We start from the raw sequence: 18240 nt of genomic DNA on the forward strand, positions 1-18240 counted from the left end.
CCCGGCGCTCGCGCCGTGGCCCCGCCGGCGGAGCGCCGACGGGGCCACGGGACGTGCGCGCGGGTCAGGTGGAGGCGCCGCCCAGGTGGTGGACGCGGACCATGTTGGTGGTGCCGGGGACACCGGGGGGCGAGCCCGCGGTGATGATCATGGAGTCGCCCTCGCTGTAGCGCTGGAGCTTCAGCAGCTCCTCGTCCACCAGGTCGACCATCTCGTCGGTGCTGTGCACCCAGCGGACGATGAAGGACTCCACGCCCCAGCTCAGCGCGAGCTGGTTACGGGTCGACTCGTCCGTCGTGAACGCCAGGATCGGCTGCTCCGCGCGGTAGCGGGAGAGCCGGCGGGCGGTGTCGCCGGACTGGGTGAAGGCGACCAGCGCCTTGCCGCCCAGGAAGTCCGCGATCTCGCACGCCGCGCGGGCCACGGAACCGCCCTGCGTACGGGGCTTCTTGCCGGGGACGAGCGGCTGGAGGCCCTTGGAGAGCAGCTCCTCCTCGGCCGCCACGACGATCTTCGACATCGTCTTGACCGTCTCGATCGGGTACGCGCCCACCGACGACTCCGCGGAGAGCATGACCGCGTCCGCGCCGTCCAGGATCGCGTTCGCCACGTCGGACGCCTCGGCGCGGGTCGGGCGGGAGTTGGTGATCATCGACTCCATCATCTGGGTCGCCACGATCACCGGCTTGGCGTTGCGGCGGCACAGCTCGATGAGGCGCTTCTGCACCATCGGGACCTTTTCGAGCGGGTACTCGACGGCCAGGTCGCCGCGGGCCACCATGACGCTGTCGAAGGCCGCGACGACGGCCTCCATGTTGGCGACCGCCTGCGGCTTCTCGACCTTGGCGATGACGGGGACCCGGCGGCCCTCCTCGTCCATGATCTTGTGGACGTCCAGCACGTCGTGCGCGTCGCGGACGAACGACAGCGCGACCATGTCGCACCCCATCCGCAGCCCGAAGCGCAGGTCGTCGATGTCCTTCTCGGAGAGCGCCGGGACGTTCACCGCCGCGCCGGGCAGGTTGATGCCCTTGTGGTCGGAGATCACCCCGCCCTCGATGACGATGGACTTGACCTCGGGCCCTTCGACCTCGACGACCCGCAGCTCGACGTTGCCGTCGTTGATGAGGATCTGGTCGCCCTTGGACACGTCGCCCGGCAGGCCCTTGTAGGTGGTGCCGCAGATCGACTTGTCGCCGGCGACGTCCTCGGTGGTGATGGTGAACTCGTCACCGCGCACCAGCTCGACCGGGCCCTCGGCGAAGGTCTCCAGGCGGATCTTGGGGCCCTGGAGGTCGACGAGCACGCCGACCGCGCGACCGGTGTCCTCCGCGGCCTTGCGGACGCGGTGGTACCGCTCCTCGTGCTCCGGGTGGCTCCCGTGGCTCATGTTCAGACGGGCCACATTCATGCCGGCCTCGATGAGCGACTTCAACTGCTCGTACGAGTCGACGGCTGGGCCCAGGGTGCAGACGATTTTGGAACGGCGCATGAGGCGGATCCTATCGGTTTGTTTCGATGCGGAATATTCCGTCTGGTGGAAAGTACAAATGGGCGGGTGTGCGCTCAGGCGATAGGGGTTCGAATGGTGGACTTCCGGTCGTCGCCCGCCTGTTCCACCGGCCGTTCCACCAGCGCGAAGGTCCCCCGCGCGATCTCCAGTTCCTCGTCGGTCGGCACCACGGCCACCACCACTCGGGCGGAGTCCGGTGAGATGACCCGAGGCTCGTCGGAACGTACGGTATTGCGCTCGGCGTCCACCGCCAGGCCCAGGTTCTCCAGGCCCGCCACCGCAGCTTCCCGTACCGCCGCCGCGTTTTCCCCCACGCCCGCCGTGAACGCCACCGCGTCCACCCGGCCGAGTACCGCCGCATAAGCGCCGATGTACTTCTTCAACCGGTGGATATAGATGTCGAACGCGAGCCGCGCCCGCTCGTCGCCCTCGTCCACCCGCCGGCGGATCTCGCGCATGTCGTTGTCCCCGCAGAGGCCGACCAGACCGCTCTTCTTGTTCAGAAGTTCATCGATCTCGTCCACGGACATGCCCGCCACCCGCTTGAGATGGAACGTGACCGCCGGGTCGACGTCCCCGGAGCGCGTGCCCATCACCAGCCCCTCCAGCGGCGTCAGCCCCATCGACGTGTCCACGCAGCGGCCGCCCTCGACCGCCGACGCGGAGGCGCCGTTGCCGAGGTGCAGCACGATGACGTTGACCTCGGACGGGTCCTTGCCCAGCAGCTCGGCCGTCCGGCGCGATACGTACGCGTGCGACGTGCCGTGGAAGCCGTAGCGGCGGATACGGTGCGCGTCGGCCGTCGCCGTGTCGATCGCGTACCGCGCCGCGTGCTCCGGCATCGTCGTGTGGAACGCGGTGTCGAAGACGGCGACCTGCGGCAGGTCCGGGCGGAGCCGCTGGGCGGTACGGATCCCGGTGAGATTGGCCGGGTTGTGCAGCGGCGCGACCGGCACCAGCCGCTCGATCTCCGCCAGTACGGCGTCGTCCACGATCGTCGGCGCGCTGAACTTCAGCCCGCCGTGCACCACCCGGTGGCCGATCGCCGCCAGTTCCGGGGAGTCGAGACCGAGCCCGTCGCGCGCCAGCTCCGCCGAGACGGCCTCCAGCGCCGCCGCGTGGTCCGCGATCCTGCCCGTACGCTCGCGCTTCCCGCCGAGGCCGGCAGCCGACGGGGTGTGCACCAGACGGGAGCTCTCCTCGCCGATGCGCTCGACCAGTCCCACGGCGAGCCGGGAGCCGTCGGCCATGTCCAGGAGCTGGTACTTCACGGACGAGGAACCGGAGTTGAGGACGAGGACACGGGTGGGGCGGGGAGTCACTGGCTGCCGGCCTTCTGCTGGATGGGGACATGGATGGGTACGCGGACGGTTACGCGGAGGGGGGCGGTGCGGGGAGTGCGGGGCGGCGTGGTCATGCCGGGGCGTCCTGCGCCTGTATCGCCGTGATCGCGACGGTGTTCACGATGTCCTGGACGAGGGCGCCGCGCGACAGGTCGTTGACCGGCTTGCGCAGCCCCTGGAGCACCGGCCCGACGGCCACGGCGCCCGCCGAGCGCTGCACGGCCTTGTAGGTGTTGTTGCCGGTGTTCAGGTCCGGGAAGATCAGCACCGTCGCCTGCCCGGCCACCTCCGAGTCCGGCAGCTTCGTCGCGGCGACGGAGGGCTCGACCGCCGCGTCGTACTGGATCGGGCCCTCGATCCGCAGCTCCGGCCGGGCCTCGCGGACCAGCTTCGTCGCCTCGCGCACCTTGTCGACGTCCGCGCCGGAGCCCGAGGTGCCCGTCGAGTACGAGAGCATCGCGATCCGCGGCTCGACCCCGAACCGGGCGGCCGTGACGGCCGACTGGACGGCGATGTCCGCGAGCTGCTCCGCGTTCGGGTCCGGGTTGACCGCGCAGTCGCCGTACACCAGCACCTTGTCGGCGAGGCACATGAAGAAGACGGACGAGACGATCGACGCCTCCGGCTTGGTCTTGATGATCTCGAAGGCCGGGCGGATCGTCGCCGCCGTCGAGTGGACCGAGCCCGAGACCATGCCGTCCGCGAGGCCCTGCTGGACCATGAGCGTGCCGAAGTAGTTCGGGTCGGACACCACGTCGTACGCCAGCTCCACCGTGACGCCCTTGTGCGCGCGCAACTGCGCGTACCGCTCCGCGAAGTCCTGGCGCAGGTCCGAGGTGGCCGGGTCGACGAGCTGGGCGGGGGACAGGTCGATGCCCAGGTCGGCGGCCTTTTTGCGGATCACGTCGACATCGCCGAGCAGCGTCAGGTCGCACACGTCGCGGCGCAGCAGCACATCGGCGGCGCGCAGCACGCGCTCCTCGGCGCCCTCGGGCAGGACGACGCGGCGGCGGTGGGCGCGCGCCTGCTCCAGCAGATCGTGTTCGAACATCATCGGCGTCACGTGCCCGCTGCGCGCCACCGACATCCGCGCCAGCAGATCGGCGGTGTCCACATGGCGCTCGAAGAGGCCGAGCGCGGTCTCCGCCTTGCGGGGCGTCGCCGCGTTCAGCTTCCCCTCCAGGCCGAAGAGTTCGGTGGCGGTGGGAAAGGAGCGGCCGGGGACGGAGACCACCGGCGTGCCGGGGGCGAGCCGGGCGGCCAGGGTGAGGACCGTGTCGTCGGGCCGCTCGTCGAGGGTGAGCAGGACGCCCGCGATGGGCGGGGTGCCGGCCGAGTGCGCGGCCAGCGCGCCGACCACCAGATCGGCCCGGTCGCCGGGGGTGACCACCATGCAGCCGGGGGTGAGCGCGCCCAGGAAGTTCGGCAGCATCGCACCGCCGAAGACGAAGTCCAGCGCGTCCCTGGCCAGCCCGGAGTCGTCGCCGAGCAGCACCGTGCCGCCGAGCGCCTGGGTGATCTGCGCGACGGTCGGGGCGGCGAGCGCCGGCTCGTCCGGCAGGACGTGGCAGGGGACCGGGAGCTGCGCGGACAGGGCCTCGGCGATGGGCGCCCGGTCCTCGGCGGCGACCCGGTTGACGACCATGGTCAGCACGTCGCAGCCGAGCACCTCGTAGGCGCGGTACGCGTTGCGCGCCTCGGCGCGTACGGACTCGGCGCTCTGGCCCTTGCCGCCGACGACGGTGATCACGGAGGCGCCGAACTCGTTGGCCAGCCGGGCGTTGAGCGACAGCTCGTCGGGGAGCTGGGTCGCCGCGAAGTCCGTGCCCAGGACGAGGACGACCTCGTACCCCCGCGCCACCGCGTGGAAGCGCTCGACCAGGCGCGACACCAGCTCGTCGGTGCCCCGCTCGGCCTGGAGCGCGGCGGCCTCGTGGTAGTCGAGCCCGTACACGGAGGACGCGTCCTGCGACAGCCGGTAGCGGGCGCGCAGCAGGTCGAAGAGGCGGTCGGGGCCGTCGTGGACCAGGGGGCGGAAGACCCCCACCCGGTCCACCTGGCGGGTCAGGAGCTCCATGACTCCCAGCTCGACGACCTGGCGGCCGTCGCCCCGGTCGGTCCCGGTCACGTACACGCTGCGCGTCACGCGTGCTCTCCCGTTCCTGTTCGTGGTCCGCCCCGCGGCGCGTGGTGAGGGGATCGTCCCCGTGGGCCCGCGGGTGACGGGTCCCGGTTCGTGTGAAGCACCGGGGGAGTTCACGCCCCCCGGTGAATGGAGCGTGGATGGCGCGATCCCGTTGGGGTGGCCATTCCCTCTTGACAATACCTGCGGCGATGGATAGTGCGCCCGGGGATCCCCGGGGCGTACGGTGGGCCACGGGGCGGAAGAAAGCCCAGGTCGGAGCGTTTCTGCCGACTGCTTGAGGTGCCTGGGACGACTACCCCGGAGCCCGGGGGCGAAACGAACAGTGACGCGGTCAACAAGGCGGATGGCCGGTACGTGGCCCCGATCACCCGTGGGAGGATCGGAGGCGCAGGAGGACGCGTCCGGGGGCGCGCACGAAGGAGTGCGCGCGACGTGACGGACACGACGCGGTACGCGGCGCCACGAGCGGTACGGAGCGAGGGCGCGGCACACGGCGACACGAGCGAGCGGGAGACACAGCACGATGCGTATCGGAGTTCTCACGGCAGGCGGCGACTGCCCCGGCCTGAACGCGGTGATCCGTTCGGTCGTGCACCGCGCCATGACCGGCCACGGCGACGAGGTCATCGGCTTCGAGGACGGCTTCAAGGGGCTGCTCGACGGCCACTTCCGCCCCCTCGACCTCAACGCGGTCAGCGGCATCCTGGCGCGCGGCGGCACGATCCTCGGCTCGGCCCGGCTGGAGCGCGGCCGGCTGCGCGAGGCCGCCGAGAACTGTGCCGAGCTGGCCCGCCGGTACGGCATAGACGCCCTCATCCCGATCGGCGGCGAGGGCACGCTGACCGCGGCCCGGCTGCTCTCCGACGCGGGCATGCCGGTCGTCGGCGTACCGAAGACCATCGACAACGACATTTACTCCACCGACCGCACCTTCGGCTTCGACACCGCCGTCACGGTCGCCACCGAGGCCATCGACCGTCTCAAGACCACCGCCGAGTCCCACCAGCGGGTGATGGTCGTCGAGGTCATGGGCCGGCACGCGGGCTGGATCGCGCTGGAGTCCGGGATGGCGGGCGGCGCGCACGGGATCTGTCTGCCGGAGCGCCCCTTCGAGGTCGACAGCCTGGTGAAGATGGTCGAGGAGCGCTTCTCGCGGGGCAAGAAGTTCGCGGTGATCTGTGTCGCCGAGGGCGCGCACCCGGCCGAGGGCTCGATGGAGTACGGCAAGGGCGAGATCGACCAGTTCGGGCACGAGCGGTTCCGCGGCATCGGCAACGTCCTCGCCTCGGAGCTGGAGCGCCGGCTCGGCAAGGAGGCCCGGCCGGTCATCCTCGGCCATGTCCAGCGCGGCGGCACCCCGACGGCGTACGACCGGGTCCTGGCGACGCGGTTCGGCTGGCACGCGGTGGAGGCGGCGCACCGGGGCGAGTTCGGCCGGATGACGGCGCTGCGCGGCACGGCGATCGAGATGGTGCCGCTGGCGGAGGCGGTCACGCGGCTGAAGACCGTGCCGGAGGACCGGATGTTCGAGGCGGAGTCGGTCTTCTAGGGGGAGTCGGTTTCCTGGCACCAGGCGGTCTCTTGGCACCAGGCGGTCTCTTGGCACCAGGCGGTCTCCTGGCGTCAGGCGGTCTCCTGGCGGTGGTCGGTCTCCTGGGGGTAGTCGGTCTTCCAGCGACAGTCGGCGCCGTCGCCGCCCCGGTCGCGGAGGGCGTCCAGCACCGTGCGCAGTGCCGCGCGGGGCGGTGTGCCGCGGCGGATCGCCGCCGTGATGTTCCGGGTCACCGGGGCCGCCAGCTCCCCGATGGCGATGTCGTAGCGGGTGCGGCCGACCGCGAGTCCGGGCAGCAGCGCGATCGACAGCCCGGCCTCGACATGCTCCAGCGTCATCATGTAGTTGCTGAACCGGCAGACCACGCGCGGTTCGAACCCCGACCGGCGGCACAGGCGCAGCGCGAGATCGGCCATGTACGACTGGGGCATGTCGAACGCCCAGGCTTCGTCCGCCAGGGCCGCGAGATCCACGGCCCCGCGGCCGGACGCCGGATGCCCGGGCGGGACCACCAGCACGATCGGGTCCGTGGCCAGCGGGACGAGGTCGAGGTCAGGGCCGAGCGGCAGTTCGCCGAAGTCCGTCGTGGTGATGATGACGTCCACGTCGCCCACCCGCAGCGCGGGCATGCTCTCGTGCGGTTCCAACTGGAGCAGCTCGACGTCGAGCTGCGGATGGTCGCGCGCCAGCCCGCGCACCGCCGGGACGGCCAGGGTGTGGATCGCGCTCTGGAACGCGCCCAGCCGCACCAGCCCCGCCGGTTCCTCGCCGAACCCGCGCAACTCCGCCTCGACGCTGCTCATGTGGTCGAGGAGGGCCCGTGCCCGGCGCGCGAGGATCAGCCCGGCCGAGGTCAGCCGCACCCGCCGCCCGGTCCGTTCCAGCAGCTGCGTCCGCGTCTCGGCCTCCAGCACGGCGAGCTGCTGGGACACGCTCGACGGGCTCAGGTTGGCGGCCCGCGCCACGGCTCTGACGGTGCCCAGGGTGTCCAGCTGGCTGAGCAGTCGCAGCCTCCACGGATTCATCACGCCGCCATTGTTGTGCGGATTCGCCGAACAGCACGTCCGGAAGCGTGAGATGGACGCGTGCCTCGGCTGCGGCCTACCGTCGGCCGCATGGCTGATGCGACCACCCCGCCGTCCACTCCGCTGTCCTCCGTGCCGTCCACTCCGCCGTCCACTCCGTCGTCCTCCGCGTCCTTCTGGGCCGACGCCGAGCGTCATCTGACGCGCTACGGGCCCGCCTTCACCCGCGAGATCATCGACCGGGCCGCCGGGAGCTTCCTGTTCACCGCGGACGGCCGGAAGATCCTCGATTTCACCTCCGGCCAGATGAGCGCCATCCTCGGCCACTCCCACCCGGAGATCGTCGCCACCGTCCGGCGTCAGGTCGGCACGCTCGACCACCTCTACAGCGGAATGCTCAGCCGGCCCGTCGTCGACCTCGCCACGCGGCTCGCCGACTCGCTGCCCGCGCCGCTGGAGAAGGTGCTGCTGCTGACGACCGGTGCCGAGTCGAACGAGGCCGCCCTCCGGATGGCCAAGCTCGTCACCGGCGGGCACGAGGTCGTCTCGTTCGCGCGTTCCTGGCACGGGATGACCCAGGCCGCGGCGTCCGCCACCTACAGCGCGGGGCGCAAGGGGTACGGTCCGTCCGCGCCCGGCAACTTCGCGATCCCGGTGCCGAACCCGTACCGGCCCGACATCACCGCGGCCGACGGCTCCCTGGACTGGCGGCGCCAGCTGGACCTCGCCTTCGACCTGATCGACGCCCAGTCCACCGGCAGCCTCGCCGCGTGCCTGGTCGAGCCGATCCTCAGTTCGGGCGGCGTCATCGAGCCGCCGGAGGGGTATTTCGCGGCGCTCCGGCAGAAGTGCCGGGAACGCGGGATGCTGCTGATCCTCGACGAGGCCCAGACCGGGCTGTGCCGCACCGGGACCTGGTACGCCTTCGAGCGCGACGGCGTCGTCCCCGACATCCTCACGCTGTCCAAGACGCTCGGCGCCGGGCTGCCCCTCGCGGCGGTGGTGACCAGTGCGGAGATCGAGCAGGAGGCGCACGAGCGCGGGTTCCTCTTCTTCACCACGCATGTGTCCGACCCGCTGGTGGCCGCGGTCGGCAACACCGTCCTCGACGTCCTGATCGCGGAGAAGCTCGACGAACGGGCGGCGTCGCTCGGCGTGTTCCTCCGCCAGGGGCTGGAGGACCTCGCCGCGCGCCACGCGGTCGTCGGCGACGTCCGCGGCCGGGGGCTGCTCGCCGGGCTCGAATTCGTCGTGGACCGGGGGACGGGGCAGGGCTCGGACGAGCTGGGCGCGCGGGTCACCGGGCGCTGCCTCGAACTCGGCCTGCACATGAACATCGTCCAGCTCCCCGGCATGGGCGGAGTCCTGCGGATCGCGCCGCCGCTGACCTCCACCGAGAACGAGCTGTCGCTCGGTCTGGCGATGCTGGACCAGGCGATCGCCGACGTCGGCGGGGCTCTCTGAGCGGCCGTACGGTGCCGGGCGGGGCCGGGCGGCGCCGTACCGCCCCGTCCAGCACCGTACCGGCGCTCATCCCTTCACGGCGCCGCCGAGGGTGAAGCCGGCGCCCAGCCTGCGCGAGATCAGGATGTACAGGGCGAGCACCGGCAGCGAGTAGAGGATCGAGAAGGCCGCGAGCTGCCCGTAGATCACCGAGCCGTAGTTGCCGAAGAAGGTGAAGACCGAGACGGAGGCGGGCAGTTGCTCCGGGGTGAGCAGCAGCATGAACGGGACGAAGAAGTTCCCCCAGAGCTGGATGAACGTGTAGACCGTCACCACGGTCAGCCCTGGGCCCATCAGCGGCAGCACCACCCGGGTCAGCGTCTGGAGGCTCGACGCCCCGTCCGTCCACGCGGCCTCCTCCAGGACGACCGGGACACCGTCCATGAAGTTCTTCATCAGCCAGATGGAGAAGGGCAGTTGCGAGGTGGCGAGGAAGAGCGAGGTGCCCTGCATGGTGTCGATCAGGTCGACCTGCACGAAGAGCCCGTAGACCGGGACCATGATCGCGGTGATCGGCAGACACGTCGTGAAGAGGATCGTCAGCAGGTACGGGCGGTTGAGGCGGGAGCGGTAGCGGGAGAGCGGATACGCCGCGAGCGCCGCGCAGACCACCGTCAGCAGCGTCGCGCTCCCGCACAGCAGCACACTGTTGATCATCGGTGTGAAGGTGATCTCGTCGGTGAGGACCGCGTCGAAGTTCTCCGCCGTCGGCGCGGCGGGGACCCGTACCCGCAGGTCGGCCTCCGCGTCGACGGAGGCCAGGAGCAGCCAGACGAGGGGGAGCGCGAAGGCCGCCGCCGTCAGCAGCAGCGCCGCGTCCGCGGCCAGCCGGCCCCGCGTACGGCGCGGGAGCGCGAGCCGCGCCGGCCCGGGACGCTTCGTAAGCCCCGGGCCGCGGGACCCCTTCGTAAGCCCCGGGCCGCGGGACCGTGGGCGCATCAGACCTCCACCTTCAGCAGCTTCAGATAGACCACCGAGAAGACCGCCCCGACCAGCAGCAGGAGCAGCGCGACCGCCGTGCCGTAGCCGATCAGGCTCTTCAGGAACGCCTGGTCGTACATGAACACCGGCAGGGTCTGGCTGCGGTTGCCCGGGCCGCCGCGGGTCATCGCCCAGATCAGCCCGAAGACGGAGAGCGTGGAGAGGGTGTTGAGCATCAGGTTCGTGCCGATGGAGCGGCGGATCATCGGCAGCGTGATGTGCCACAGCCGCCGCACCCCGCTCGCGCCGTCGACCTGCGCCGCCTCCGTCACGTCCTGCGGGATCTCGGCGAGCGCCGCCGAGTAGATCAGCATCGAGAACGCCGTGCCGCGCCAGACGTTGGCGAACGACACCGCCAGGATCGGCAGGGTGAACAGCCAGTTCTGGGACGGCAGATGGAGGGTGTCCAGGATCGCGTTCAGGGTGCCCTCGCGCCGGAAGAAGGCGTAGAGCAGGAACGCGGCCACGATCTCGGGCAGCACCCACGCCGCGATCACCAGCGCTCCGGTGAGGGTACGGACCGGGCGTGAGGCGGCGCGCATCAGCCCCGCGAGCGCCAGCCCCAGGGTGTTCTGGCCGAGGACGGCCGAGACGACCGTGAAGACGAGCGTGAGCCACACCGCGTTGCGGAACGCGTCGTCGGCGAAGGCCCGGCGGAAGTTTGCGAGACCGACGAAGTCCGAGGAGGACGAGCCGGTCAACTGCGTGTCGGTGAAGGCGATCCAGACGCAGTAGCCGATCGGTCCGGCCAGGAAGAGCAGCAGCAGGACGGTGGCCGGGGCGAGCGGCAGCCACCGCCACCCCCTGCCCCGCGGCCGCTCCGCACGGAGGCCGGGCGGCCGGCCGGCGGCTCCGGCCGGCGCGCCGGGCCCTTCCGGCGCACCGGCCCGCAGCTCCGCCGTACTCACTCGCCGGTCACCGCGCCGCCGCCGGTGACCGCGCCGTCGACGATGGTCCGCACCTGCTCGTCGTACGCCTTCGCCGCCTCGTCGGGGGTGCCGCCCGTCGTCACCGTCTCCATCGCCTCGCCGATCGCCGTCGACACCTGCGGATAGACGGGCAGCGCGGGCCGGTAGTGGGTGAACTCCACCAGCCCGGTGAAGAACCGGATGCCCGGCATGGACTTCAGATAGCGCGGGTCGGCCGCCACATCCTTCCGTACGGCGATCTGCGCGGCGGCGACATCCCAGGTGACGGCGTTCTCCGCGGTCTGCAGGGTTTTGATGAACTCCCAGGCCAGATCAGGGTTGTTGGACTTCTGGGGGATCGCCCACGTCCATCCGCCGGACATCGACACCGCGCCCGGAGCCTGCCCGCGCTGCGTGGGCATCGGTGTCTGCGCCAGCTCCTGTGACCACTCCGGCCACTCCTTGGGCCCCTTGTTGATCCAGTTCTGGCCCATCCAGGAGCCGTCCAGGGAGATCGCCAGCTTCCCCTCCGGGAGGAGTTCCGTGGCGACCCGCGTCGTGATGTTCGGGTCCAGCGCGTCCGAGATGTCCGGGCCCAGCTTCTCCGCGTAGACGGTACGGACGAAGCCCAGCGCGTCCCGGAACCCCTGGCCGCCCGTCACCCACTTCTTCGCGGCCGGATCGTAGAGCGGGTCCGCGCCCGTCCCGTACAGCAGCATCTCGAAGCCCTGCATCACCGCCGCCTCGCCGGGGCCCTTGCCCGTGTAGACGTTGAGCGGGACGACCCCGGGGACCTTCTCCTTGACCGTGCGCGCCGCGTCCAGGACCTCCGCCCAGCTCTTCGGCGCCCAGTCGGCGGGCAGCCCGGCCCGCGCGAAGATCTTCTTGTTGAACCAGAGGCCCCGGGTGTCGGTGCCGTCCGGGATGCCGTACGTCTTGCCGTCCTCGGCCTTGGCCGCCGCCTTCGCCGTGTCGACGAACTGGTCCCAGGCGTCCCACTCCGCCACGTACGCGTCCAGCGGACGCAGATACCCCGCCTTGATGTCGGCGTTGATCAGGAAGGTGTCCTCGTAGACCAGGTCCGGGGCGGTCTTCGCGGAGCGCATCATCTGCTGCGCCTTGGTCGCGTAGTCGTTGTCCGGCGCCTGGATCGGGATCAGTTTGACCTTCTTGCCCGGGTGGGCCTTCTCGAACTGCCGCTTCACGGCTTCCAGATGCTGGTCCTTGAAGCGGATCTTGTTGTCGGTGGAGCGGTTGTACGCCACCTTCACGGTGTCCGGATCACTGCCGGAACCGCTGCCGCACGCGGTGAGCGATCCGGCCGCGAGGACGGTGGCGAGGACAGAGGCGAGGATGAGCGGGGCGGTGGGGCGCACGGGCACGACCTCCTCAGGAGACCGCCCCCCGTCTGCCGGTCGGTCCAAGCCGCGGGGGGCTGCCCGGCGACCGTAGGACCGGCCCAATCGCAAGGTCAATCCCCGTGCAGGGGCCATTAGTTGGCTCCCCCCGGCGTGACACCCGGCGTGATGCCCGGAGCGGCCCCCGGTGTGACCTCCCGCGCGGCCCCCGGCGTGACGCTCGGTGTGACCTCCCGCTCAGTGGGCCGCGGACAGCCAGCGGTACTGGAGTTCGGGCCGCCCGACCTGTCCGTACTGCGGGCTGCGCACCGCCCGCCCGTTGGTCACCAGGTGTTCCAGATAGCGGCGCGCGGTGATCCGCGAGATGCCCACCTCGGTGCCCATCTCGCTGGCGGTCAGACCGGTCGCGGAGGCGCGGAGCGTACGGGTCACCGCCTCCAGCGTCGGCGCGCTCAGACCCTTCGGCAGCGAGGACGGCTGCGGCGCCCGCAGCGCGCCCAGCGCCCGGTCCACCTCCTCCTGGCCGCTGGCCTCGCCCGCCGCCGCGCGGAACTCGGCGTAACGGGTCAGCCGGTCACGCAGCGTCGCGAACGTGAAGGGCTTCAGGACGTACTGGACGACACCGAGGGAGACGCCCTCCCGCACCACCGTGAGATCGCGGGCCGAGGTGACCGCGATGACATCCGCGTGGTGCCCGGCGGCGCGCAGGCTGCGCAGCAGCTGGAGGCCGTGCCCGTCGGGGAGGTACAGATCCAGCAGGATCAGATCGATCTCCGTACGGTCCAGCAGCCGGCCCGCCTCGGAGCGCGAGTGGGCGACGCCCGCGACGGAGAAGCCGGGTACGCGGCCCACGTAGAGCTGGTGCGCGTCGGCGGCGACCGGGTCGTCCTCGACGACCAGCACCCGGATCAGCGGGCCCGCCGCACCCGGGGGGCTCATGGCACTCACCGGGGCACCTCCGTGGGGGCGCCGGGAGCGGCGGGGGCGCCGGGGGCTCCGGGCCCGCCGGGAGCGGCGGAAGGGGCTGCCTTCGACGCGCCCGTACGGTCCGGCCGCGGCCCCAGCGGCAGCCGTACGGTGAACTCCGCGCCGCCCTCCGCGCCCCGCGTCAGCTCCACCGTCCCGCGCGCGCGGTGCACCGCCTGCCGTACGAGGCCGAGCCCCAGCCCGCGCCCGGGGCCGCGCGTGGACCAGCCGCGCAGGAACACCTCGTCCCGGTCGTCCGGATCGACCCCCGCCCCGGTGTCGCGCACCCCGAGCAGCAGCTCGCCGGCCGCCGCGTCGACCAGTGCCGTCACCGTCACCCGTGCGCCCTCGGCGCCCTGCGCCGCGTCCACCGCGTTGTCGATCAGATTGCCCAGGATGGTCACCAGGTCACGGGCCGGCAGCGTCGGCGGCAGCACCCCGTCGTCGATCCGGCTGTCCTCGGCGAGCACCAGCTCCACGCCCCGCTCGTTGGCCTGCGCGGCCTTGCCCAGCAGCAGCGCGGCGAGCACCGGCTCGGCGACCGCGCCCACCACCTTGTCCGTCAGCTCCTGAGCCAGCTCCAGCTCCGCCGTGGCGAACTCCACCGCCTGCTCCACCCGTCCCAGCTCGATCAGCGAGACCACCGTGTGCAGCCGGTTGGCCGCCTCGTGCGCCTGCGAGCGCAGTGCCTGGGTGAACCCGCGCTCCGAGTCCAGCTCACCCGACAGCGCCTGGAGTTCCGTGTGATCGCGCAAGGTGATCACCGTACCGCGCTGCTCCCCGCCGACCACCGGACGCGTGTTGACGACCACGATCCGGTCGGCGGTCATGTGCACCTCGTCCACCCGCGGCTCCGAGGCGAGCAGCGCGCCCGTCAGCGGCGCGGGCAGCCCCAGCTCCGCGACGGGGCGCCCCACGGCGGACTCGTCGAGCCCCAGCAGCTCCCGCCCGCCGTCGTTCACCAATGCGATCCGGCGCGCGCCGTCCAGCATCAGCAGCCCCTCGCGCACCGCGTGCAGCGCCGCCTGGTGGTAGTCGTGCATCGCGCTCAGTTCCGCCGCGTTCATGCCATGGGTGTGCCGCCGCAGCCGCGCGTTGATCACGTACGTACCGAGCCCGCCCAGCGCCAGCGCCGCGCCCGCCGCCAGCGCCAGCACCTTGACCTGCTGGGTCACCTCGCTGGAGATCCGCTGCACGGTGATCCCGACGCTGACCAGGCCGGTGATCCGTCCGCCGTCCCGGACCGGGACCACCGCCCGCATGGAGGGGCCCAGCGTGCCCGTGTAGGTCTCCGTGAACGCCCGGCCGCGCAGCGCGGGCGCCGTACGGCCCAGGAAGCGCTGGCCGATCTGGCCCGGGTCGGGGTGCGTCCAGCGGATGCCCTGCGGGTTCATGATCGTGATGAAGTCGATGCCGGTGTCGCGCCGGACCCGCTCCGCGTACGGCTGGAGCGCGGTGCTCGGATCCGGCGTACGGATGGCCTCCCGCACGGACGGCGAGTCGGCCAGCGCGTGCGCGGTGGCCAGAACCTGCTTGCGTGCGGTCTCGTCCGCGTGGGTACGGCTGGTCACGTACGCGAAGAACGAGCACCCCACGACGACGGCCGCGACCAGGACGACCTGCATCGCGAAGAGCTGCGCGGCGAGACTGCGGGGGCGGGGCAGATGCATGAAACAAGAATGCCTGGCCTGATTCATATGAACGAAATGAACGTAAGGGTGACCGGTGTCACACGGTGGTGGATAGTCACCGGGACCCCCGGGACAGGGACGGGGGCGCAGGGACGAGTCAAGGAGGACCCGTGGCCGCAGCAAAGCGGGACCGTACCCACTATCTGTACATAGCGGTGATCGCAGCCGTACTGCTCGGTATCACGGTGGGCTTCGCGGCTCCCGGGGTGGCCGTCGAGCTGAAGCCGCTCGGAACCGGTTTCGTCAACCTCATCAAGATGATGATCTCGCCGGTCATCTTCTGCACCATCGTGCTGGGGGTCGGATCGGTCAGGAAGGCCGCCAAGGTCGGCGCGGTCGGCGGGCTCGCCCTCGGCTACTTCATGGTGATGTCGACCGCCGCGCTCGCCATCGGCCTGATCGTCGGCAACATCCTGCAGCCCGGTGCGGGCCTGCACATCACGGAGGCCAACAAGGGCGCGGGCGCCGCGCAGGCCGAAGGCGCCAGCGAGTCCACGGTGGACTTCCTCCTCGGGATCATCCCGAAGACGATGGTCTCGTCCTTCACGGAGGGCTCCGTCCTCCAGACCCTGCTGATCGCCCTGCTCGCGGGCTTCGCGATCCAGGCGATGGGCAAGTCGGGCGAGCCGATCCTGCGCGGGATCGGGCACATCCAGCGCCTGGTCTTCCGGATCCTCGCCATGATCATGTGGGCCGCGCCGGTCGGTGCCTTCGGCGCCATCGCCGCCGTGGTCGGCGAGACGGGCCTGGACGCCCTGAAGTCGCTCGCGATGATCATGATCGGCTTCTACGTCACCTGCGCGCTCTTCGTCTTCCTGGTCCTCGGCGCGCTGCTGCGCCTGGTCGCGGGCATGAACATCTTCTCGCTGCTGAAGTACCTGGGCCGCGAGTTCCTGCTGATCCTCTCCACCTCCTCCTCCGAGTCGGCGCTGCCGCGCCTCATCGCGAAGATGGAGCACCTGGGTGTCAGCAAGCCCGTCGTCGGTATCACCGTGCCGACCGGCTACTCCTTCAACCTCGACGGCACCGCCATCTACCTGACGATGTCCTCGCTCTTCATCGCCGAGGCGATGGGCAACCCGCTGTCGATCGGGGAGCAGGTCTCACTCCTGCTCTTCATGATCATCGCGTCGAAGGGCGCGGCGGGCGTCACCGGAGCGGGTCTGGCGACGCTGGCCGGCGGGCTCCAGTCGCACCGCCCCGAGCTGGTCGACGGTGTCGGCCTGATCGTCGGCATCGACCGCTTCATGAGCGAGGCGCGCGCGATGACGAACTTCGCGGGCAACGCGGTCGCCACGGTACTGATCGGTACGTGGACGAAGGAGATCGACCAGGAGCAGGTCGCCCAGGTACTGGCGGGCAACCGGCCCTTCGACGAGAAGACCCTGGTGGACGACGGCCACGGCGGCGGCCACGGGGACGACGCTCCGGCCGACACCGCGCCGGAGAAGTCCGCTCCGGCGGCGCCGCGCGACGGCGAGAAGGCGGGCGTCTGACCCCCGCCCGGTAGCACCACGAGGAGCCGCGAGGTACCACGGCCGGGGGCACCCCCCACGCCCCACCGACCCCGGCCGAGCGAATGACCGGCCCGTACGGAGACGCCTTCCGTACGGGCCGGTCGGCTGTTCACCCGGCCGTGACCGGGGTGGTGTCTGCGTCGGCGTCGGCCGCCCAGGCCACATGGCCGTCGGGGCGGACGAGCACGGCGCGCAGCCCGGACCAGCCGGGGCGGCCGGAGGTGAGCCGGGCGCGGTACACGGCGGTGCCGGGCGGCAGGGCCGGGCCGTACGCGGCGAGTGAGCCGGTGCCGGGGTTGGTGCCGGGGCCCGTGCCCGCGAGGTCGAGCAGGACATGCCGGCCGTCGCGCAGCAGACGGAACAGGCTGGACTGGCCGTCGGCGTCTGCGTCTGTACGGTCCACCTCCACCTCCACCTCCACCTCCACCTCCAGTTCCAGTTCGAGGTCGGGGGCGCGCCGCCCGGTCAGCGGGTGTACGGCCTCGCCCGGCGCGGGCGGATAGGCCACGGCCAGCCCGGACAGCCGCTCGGCGAGATCCTTGGAGAAGGCCGGTACGGACGCGATCCGCCCGCCCAGGAACGCGCGCAGCGCCTGTCCCTCGGTCGAGAAGGCCGTCATGAGGGCGGTCTGCGCCCGTGTGCTCTCCAGCAGTTCGGCCCCGACCGGATGGCGCTCGTCGTGGTAACTGTCCAGCAGGGTCGCGGGCGCCGCGCCCCGGACGACCACGGCCAGCTTCCACCCCAGGTTGGTGGCGTCCTGGATGCCCACGTTGAGCCCGACGCCGCCGGCCGGGAAGTGCATGTGCGCGGCGTCGCCCGCGAGCAGTACCCGTCCCGAGCGGTAGCGCGCGGCCTGCCGGGTCGCGTTGTCGAACCGCGAGAGCCAGACCGGGTCGCGCATGCCGAAGTCCCGGCCGGTGATCCGCGTGACCTTGGCGCGCAGCTCCGCCAGGGTCGGCGCCCCGGCCGGCCCGGTCCCGACGTCCTCCGGGGTGGTGCCGACGAAGCGGTACAGGCCACCGGGGAGCCGAACGGCGAGCAGGGCGCCCCGGGGGCCCGACGCGCTCAGCGCGGGCTCGGCGGGCGGGTCGTCGACCACGACGTCGCCGAGCCACGCCCGGACGGTCGCGTCGGTGCCGGGGAAGCCGATGCCCGCGGCCGCGCGCACCGCGCTGCGGGTTCCGTCGCAGCCGACGACGTACGCGGCCTCCAGGACGTAGGGGCCGTCGGGCCCCTCGACCCGCACCGTCACCGGGCCGGACCCGGACCCGGAGTCGGCCCCGGCCCCGTCTCCTGCGTCCGCGCCCGCGTCTGCGTCCGCGTCCGCGTCCTGGGAGAGCCCGGTCACCCGGTGCCCGCGCAGGATCCGTACGCCGGCCGCCTGTGCGTGTGCCTCCAGCAGTTCCTCCGTACGGGTCTGGGGGAGGGCGAGGGTGAACGGGAACGGCGTGTCCAGCACCGCGAAGTCCATCAGCTCCCTCAGCCCGGCGAAGTGTCCGCGGGGGATCCGTAAGCCCTCCGCGAGAAACGGCTCCGCCGCCCCGCGGAAGGCCAGGTTCTCGATGGTGCGCGGATGGACGGTGAGCGCCCTGGAGTGCGGCCCCCTGGCCGCCCGCGCCTCCAGGACGGTGACGGACACGCCGCCGAGCCGCAGTTCCGCCGCCAGCCAGAGCCCGACCGGGCCGCCGCCGACGACGATGACCTGTTCCATGATTCCGTTCCTCTCTTGGTCACTGA

At 71.7% G+C, this 18240-nt stretch carries 13 protein-coding genes; 3 read left to right on the top strand and 10 right to left on the bottom strand.

Annotated features, from left to right (window positions below):
- Positions 1 to 64: 64 nt before the first annotated feature.
- From pyk to pta, 3 genes are all read right to left on the bottom strand, one after another.
- A complete protein-coding gene (gene pyk, locus ACFXKG_RS26930; protein ID WP_384844163.1) occupies positions 65 to 1492 on the bottom strand; it encodes a pyruvate kinase in 1428 nt (475 codons plus the stop codon).
- Positions 1493 to 1566: 74 nt separating this feature from the next.
- Positions 1567 to 2835 carry an acetate kinase gene (locus ACFXKG_RS26935; protein WP_384844166.1) on the bottom strand — a complete coding sequence of 423 codons (1269 nt, stop codon included), beginning with the start codon at positions 2833 to 2835 and terminating at the stop codon, positions 1567 to 1569.
- A 91-nt stretch (positions 2836 to 2926) separates the two neighbouring features.
- Positions 2927 to 5002, bottom strand: a complete 2076-nt coding sequence (gene pta, locus ACFXKG_RS26940; protein ID WP_384844169.1) for a phosphate acetyltransferase — start codon at positions 5000 to 5002, stop codon at positions 2927 to 2929.
- A gap of 523 nt (positions 5003 to 5525) precedes the next feature.
- Here pta and ACFXKG_RS26945 point away from each other — a divergent pair.
- The gene (locus ACFXKG_RS26945) at positions 5526 to 6551 is read left to right on the top strand and encodes an ATP-dependent 6-phosphofructokinase (protein ID WP_384844172.1); all 1026 of its coding nucleotides are present in this window, start codon (positions 5526 to 5528) and stop codon (positions 6549 to 6551) included.
- Between the two features lie 74 nt (positions 6552 to 6625).
- Here ACFXKG_RS26945 and ACFXKG_RS26950 read toward each other — a convergent pair whose 3' ends face one another.
- On the bottom strand, positions 6626 to 7582 hold the full coding sequence (locus tag ACFXKG_RS26950) for a LysR family transcriptional regulator (protein ID WP_384844175.1): 957 nt from the start codon (positions 7580 to 7582) through the stop codon (positions 6626 to 6628).
- A gap of 87 nt (positions 7583 to 7669) precedes the next feature.
- Here ACFXKG_RS26950 and ACFXKG_RS26955 point away from each other — a divergent pair, with 87 nt between their 5' ends.
- Positions 7670 to 9043, top strand: a complete 1374-nt coding sequence (locus ACFXKG_RS26955) for an aspartate aminotransferase family protein (protein WP_384844178.1) — start codon at positions 7670 to 7672, stop codon at positions 9041 to 9043.
- 66 nt (positions 9044 to 9109) lie between these two features.
- Here ACFXKG_RS26955 and ACFXKG_RS26960 read toward each other — a convergent pair whose 3' ends face one another.
- The 5 genes from ACFXKG_RS26960 to ACFXKG_RS26980 all read right to left on the bottom strand — a co-directional run bounded on the left by ACFXKG_RS26960 (position 9110) and on the right by ACFXKG_RS26980 (position 14965).
- Positions 9110 to 10021 carry a carbohydrate ABC transporter permease gene (locus ACFXKG_RS26960; protein ID WP_384844181.1) on the bottom strand — a complete coding sequence of 304 codons (912 nt, stop codon included), beginning with the start codon at positions 10019 to 10021 and terminating at the stop codon, positions 9110 to 9112.
- On the bottom strand, positions 10021 to 10956 hold the full coding sequence (locus tag ACFXKG_RS26965; protein ID WP_384844274.1) for a carbohydrate ABC transporter permease: 936 nt from the start codon (positions 10954 to 10956) through the stop codon (positions 10021 to 10023). Before ACFXKG_RS26965 ends, ACFXKG_RS26960 begins: the two co-directional genes overlap by 1 nt.
- Positions 10957 to 10967: 11 nt before the next feature.
- Complete coding sequence (locus tag ACFXKG_RS26970; protein ID WP_384844184.1) at positions 10968 to 12347, bottom strand: extracellular solute-binding protein; 1380 nt, start codon at positions 12345 to 12347, stop codon at positions 10968 to 10970.
- A gap of 219 nt (positions 12348 to 12566) precedes the next feature.
- Positions 12567 to 13268 carry a response regulator gene (locus tag ACFXKG_RS26975; protein ID WP_382892952.1) on the bottom strand — a complete coding sequence of 234 codons (702 nt, stop codon included), beginning with the start codon at positions 13266 to 13268 and terminating at the stop codon, positions 12567 to 12569.
- Between the two features lie 5 nt (positions 13269 to 13273).
- Complete coding sequence (locus ACFXKG_RS26980; protein ID WP_384844187.1) at positions 13274 to 14965, bottom strand: ATP-binding protein; 1692 nt, start codon at positions 14963 to 14965, stop codon at positions 13274 to 13276.
- A gap of 131 nt (positions 14966 to 15096) precedes the next feature.
- On the opposite strand from ACFXKG_RS26980, the gene ACFXKG_RS26985 reads away from it, so the two are divergent.
- Entirely contained in the window at positions 15097 to 16482 is a 1386-nt protein-coding gene (locus ACFXKG_RS26985; RefSeq protein ID WP_384844190.1) for a cation:dicarboxylate symporter family transporter, read from the top strand.
- A gap of 130 nt (positions 16483 to 16612) precedes the next feature.
- Here ACFXKG_RS26985 and ACFXKG_RS26990 read toward each other — a convergent pair whose 3' ends face one another.
- Positions 16613 to 18214: an FAD-dependent monooxygenase gene (locus tag ACFXKG_RS26990; protein ID WP_384844193.1), complete on the bottom strand. Its 1602-nt coding sequence runs from the start codon at positions 18212 to 18214 to the stop codon at positions 16613 to 16615.
- Positions 18215 to 18240: the final 26 nt, after the last annotated feature.

Source organism: Streptomyces sp. NPDC059255, assembly GCF_042752355.1.
Taxonomy (GTDB): Bacteria; Actinomycetota; Actinomycetes; order Streptomycetales; family Streptomycetaceae; genus Streptomyces.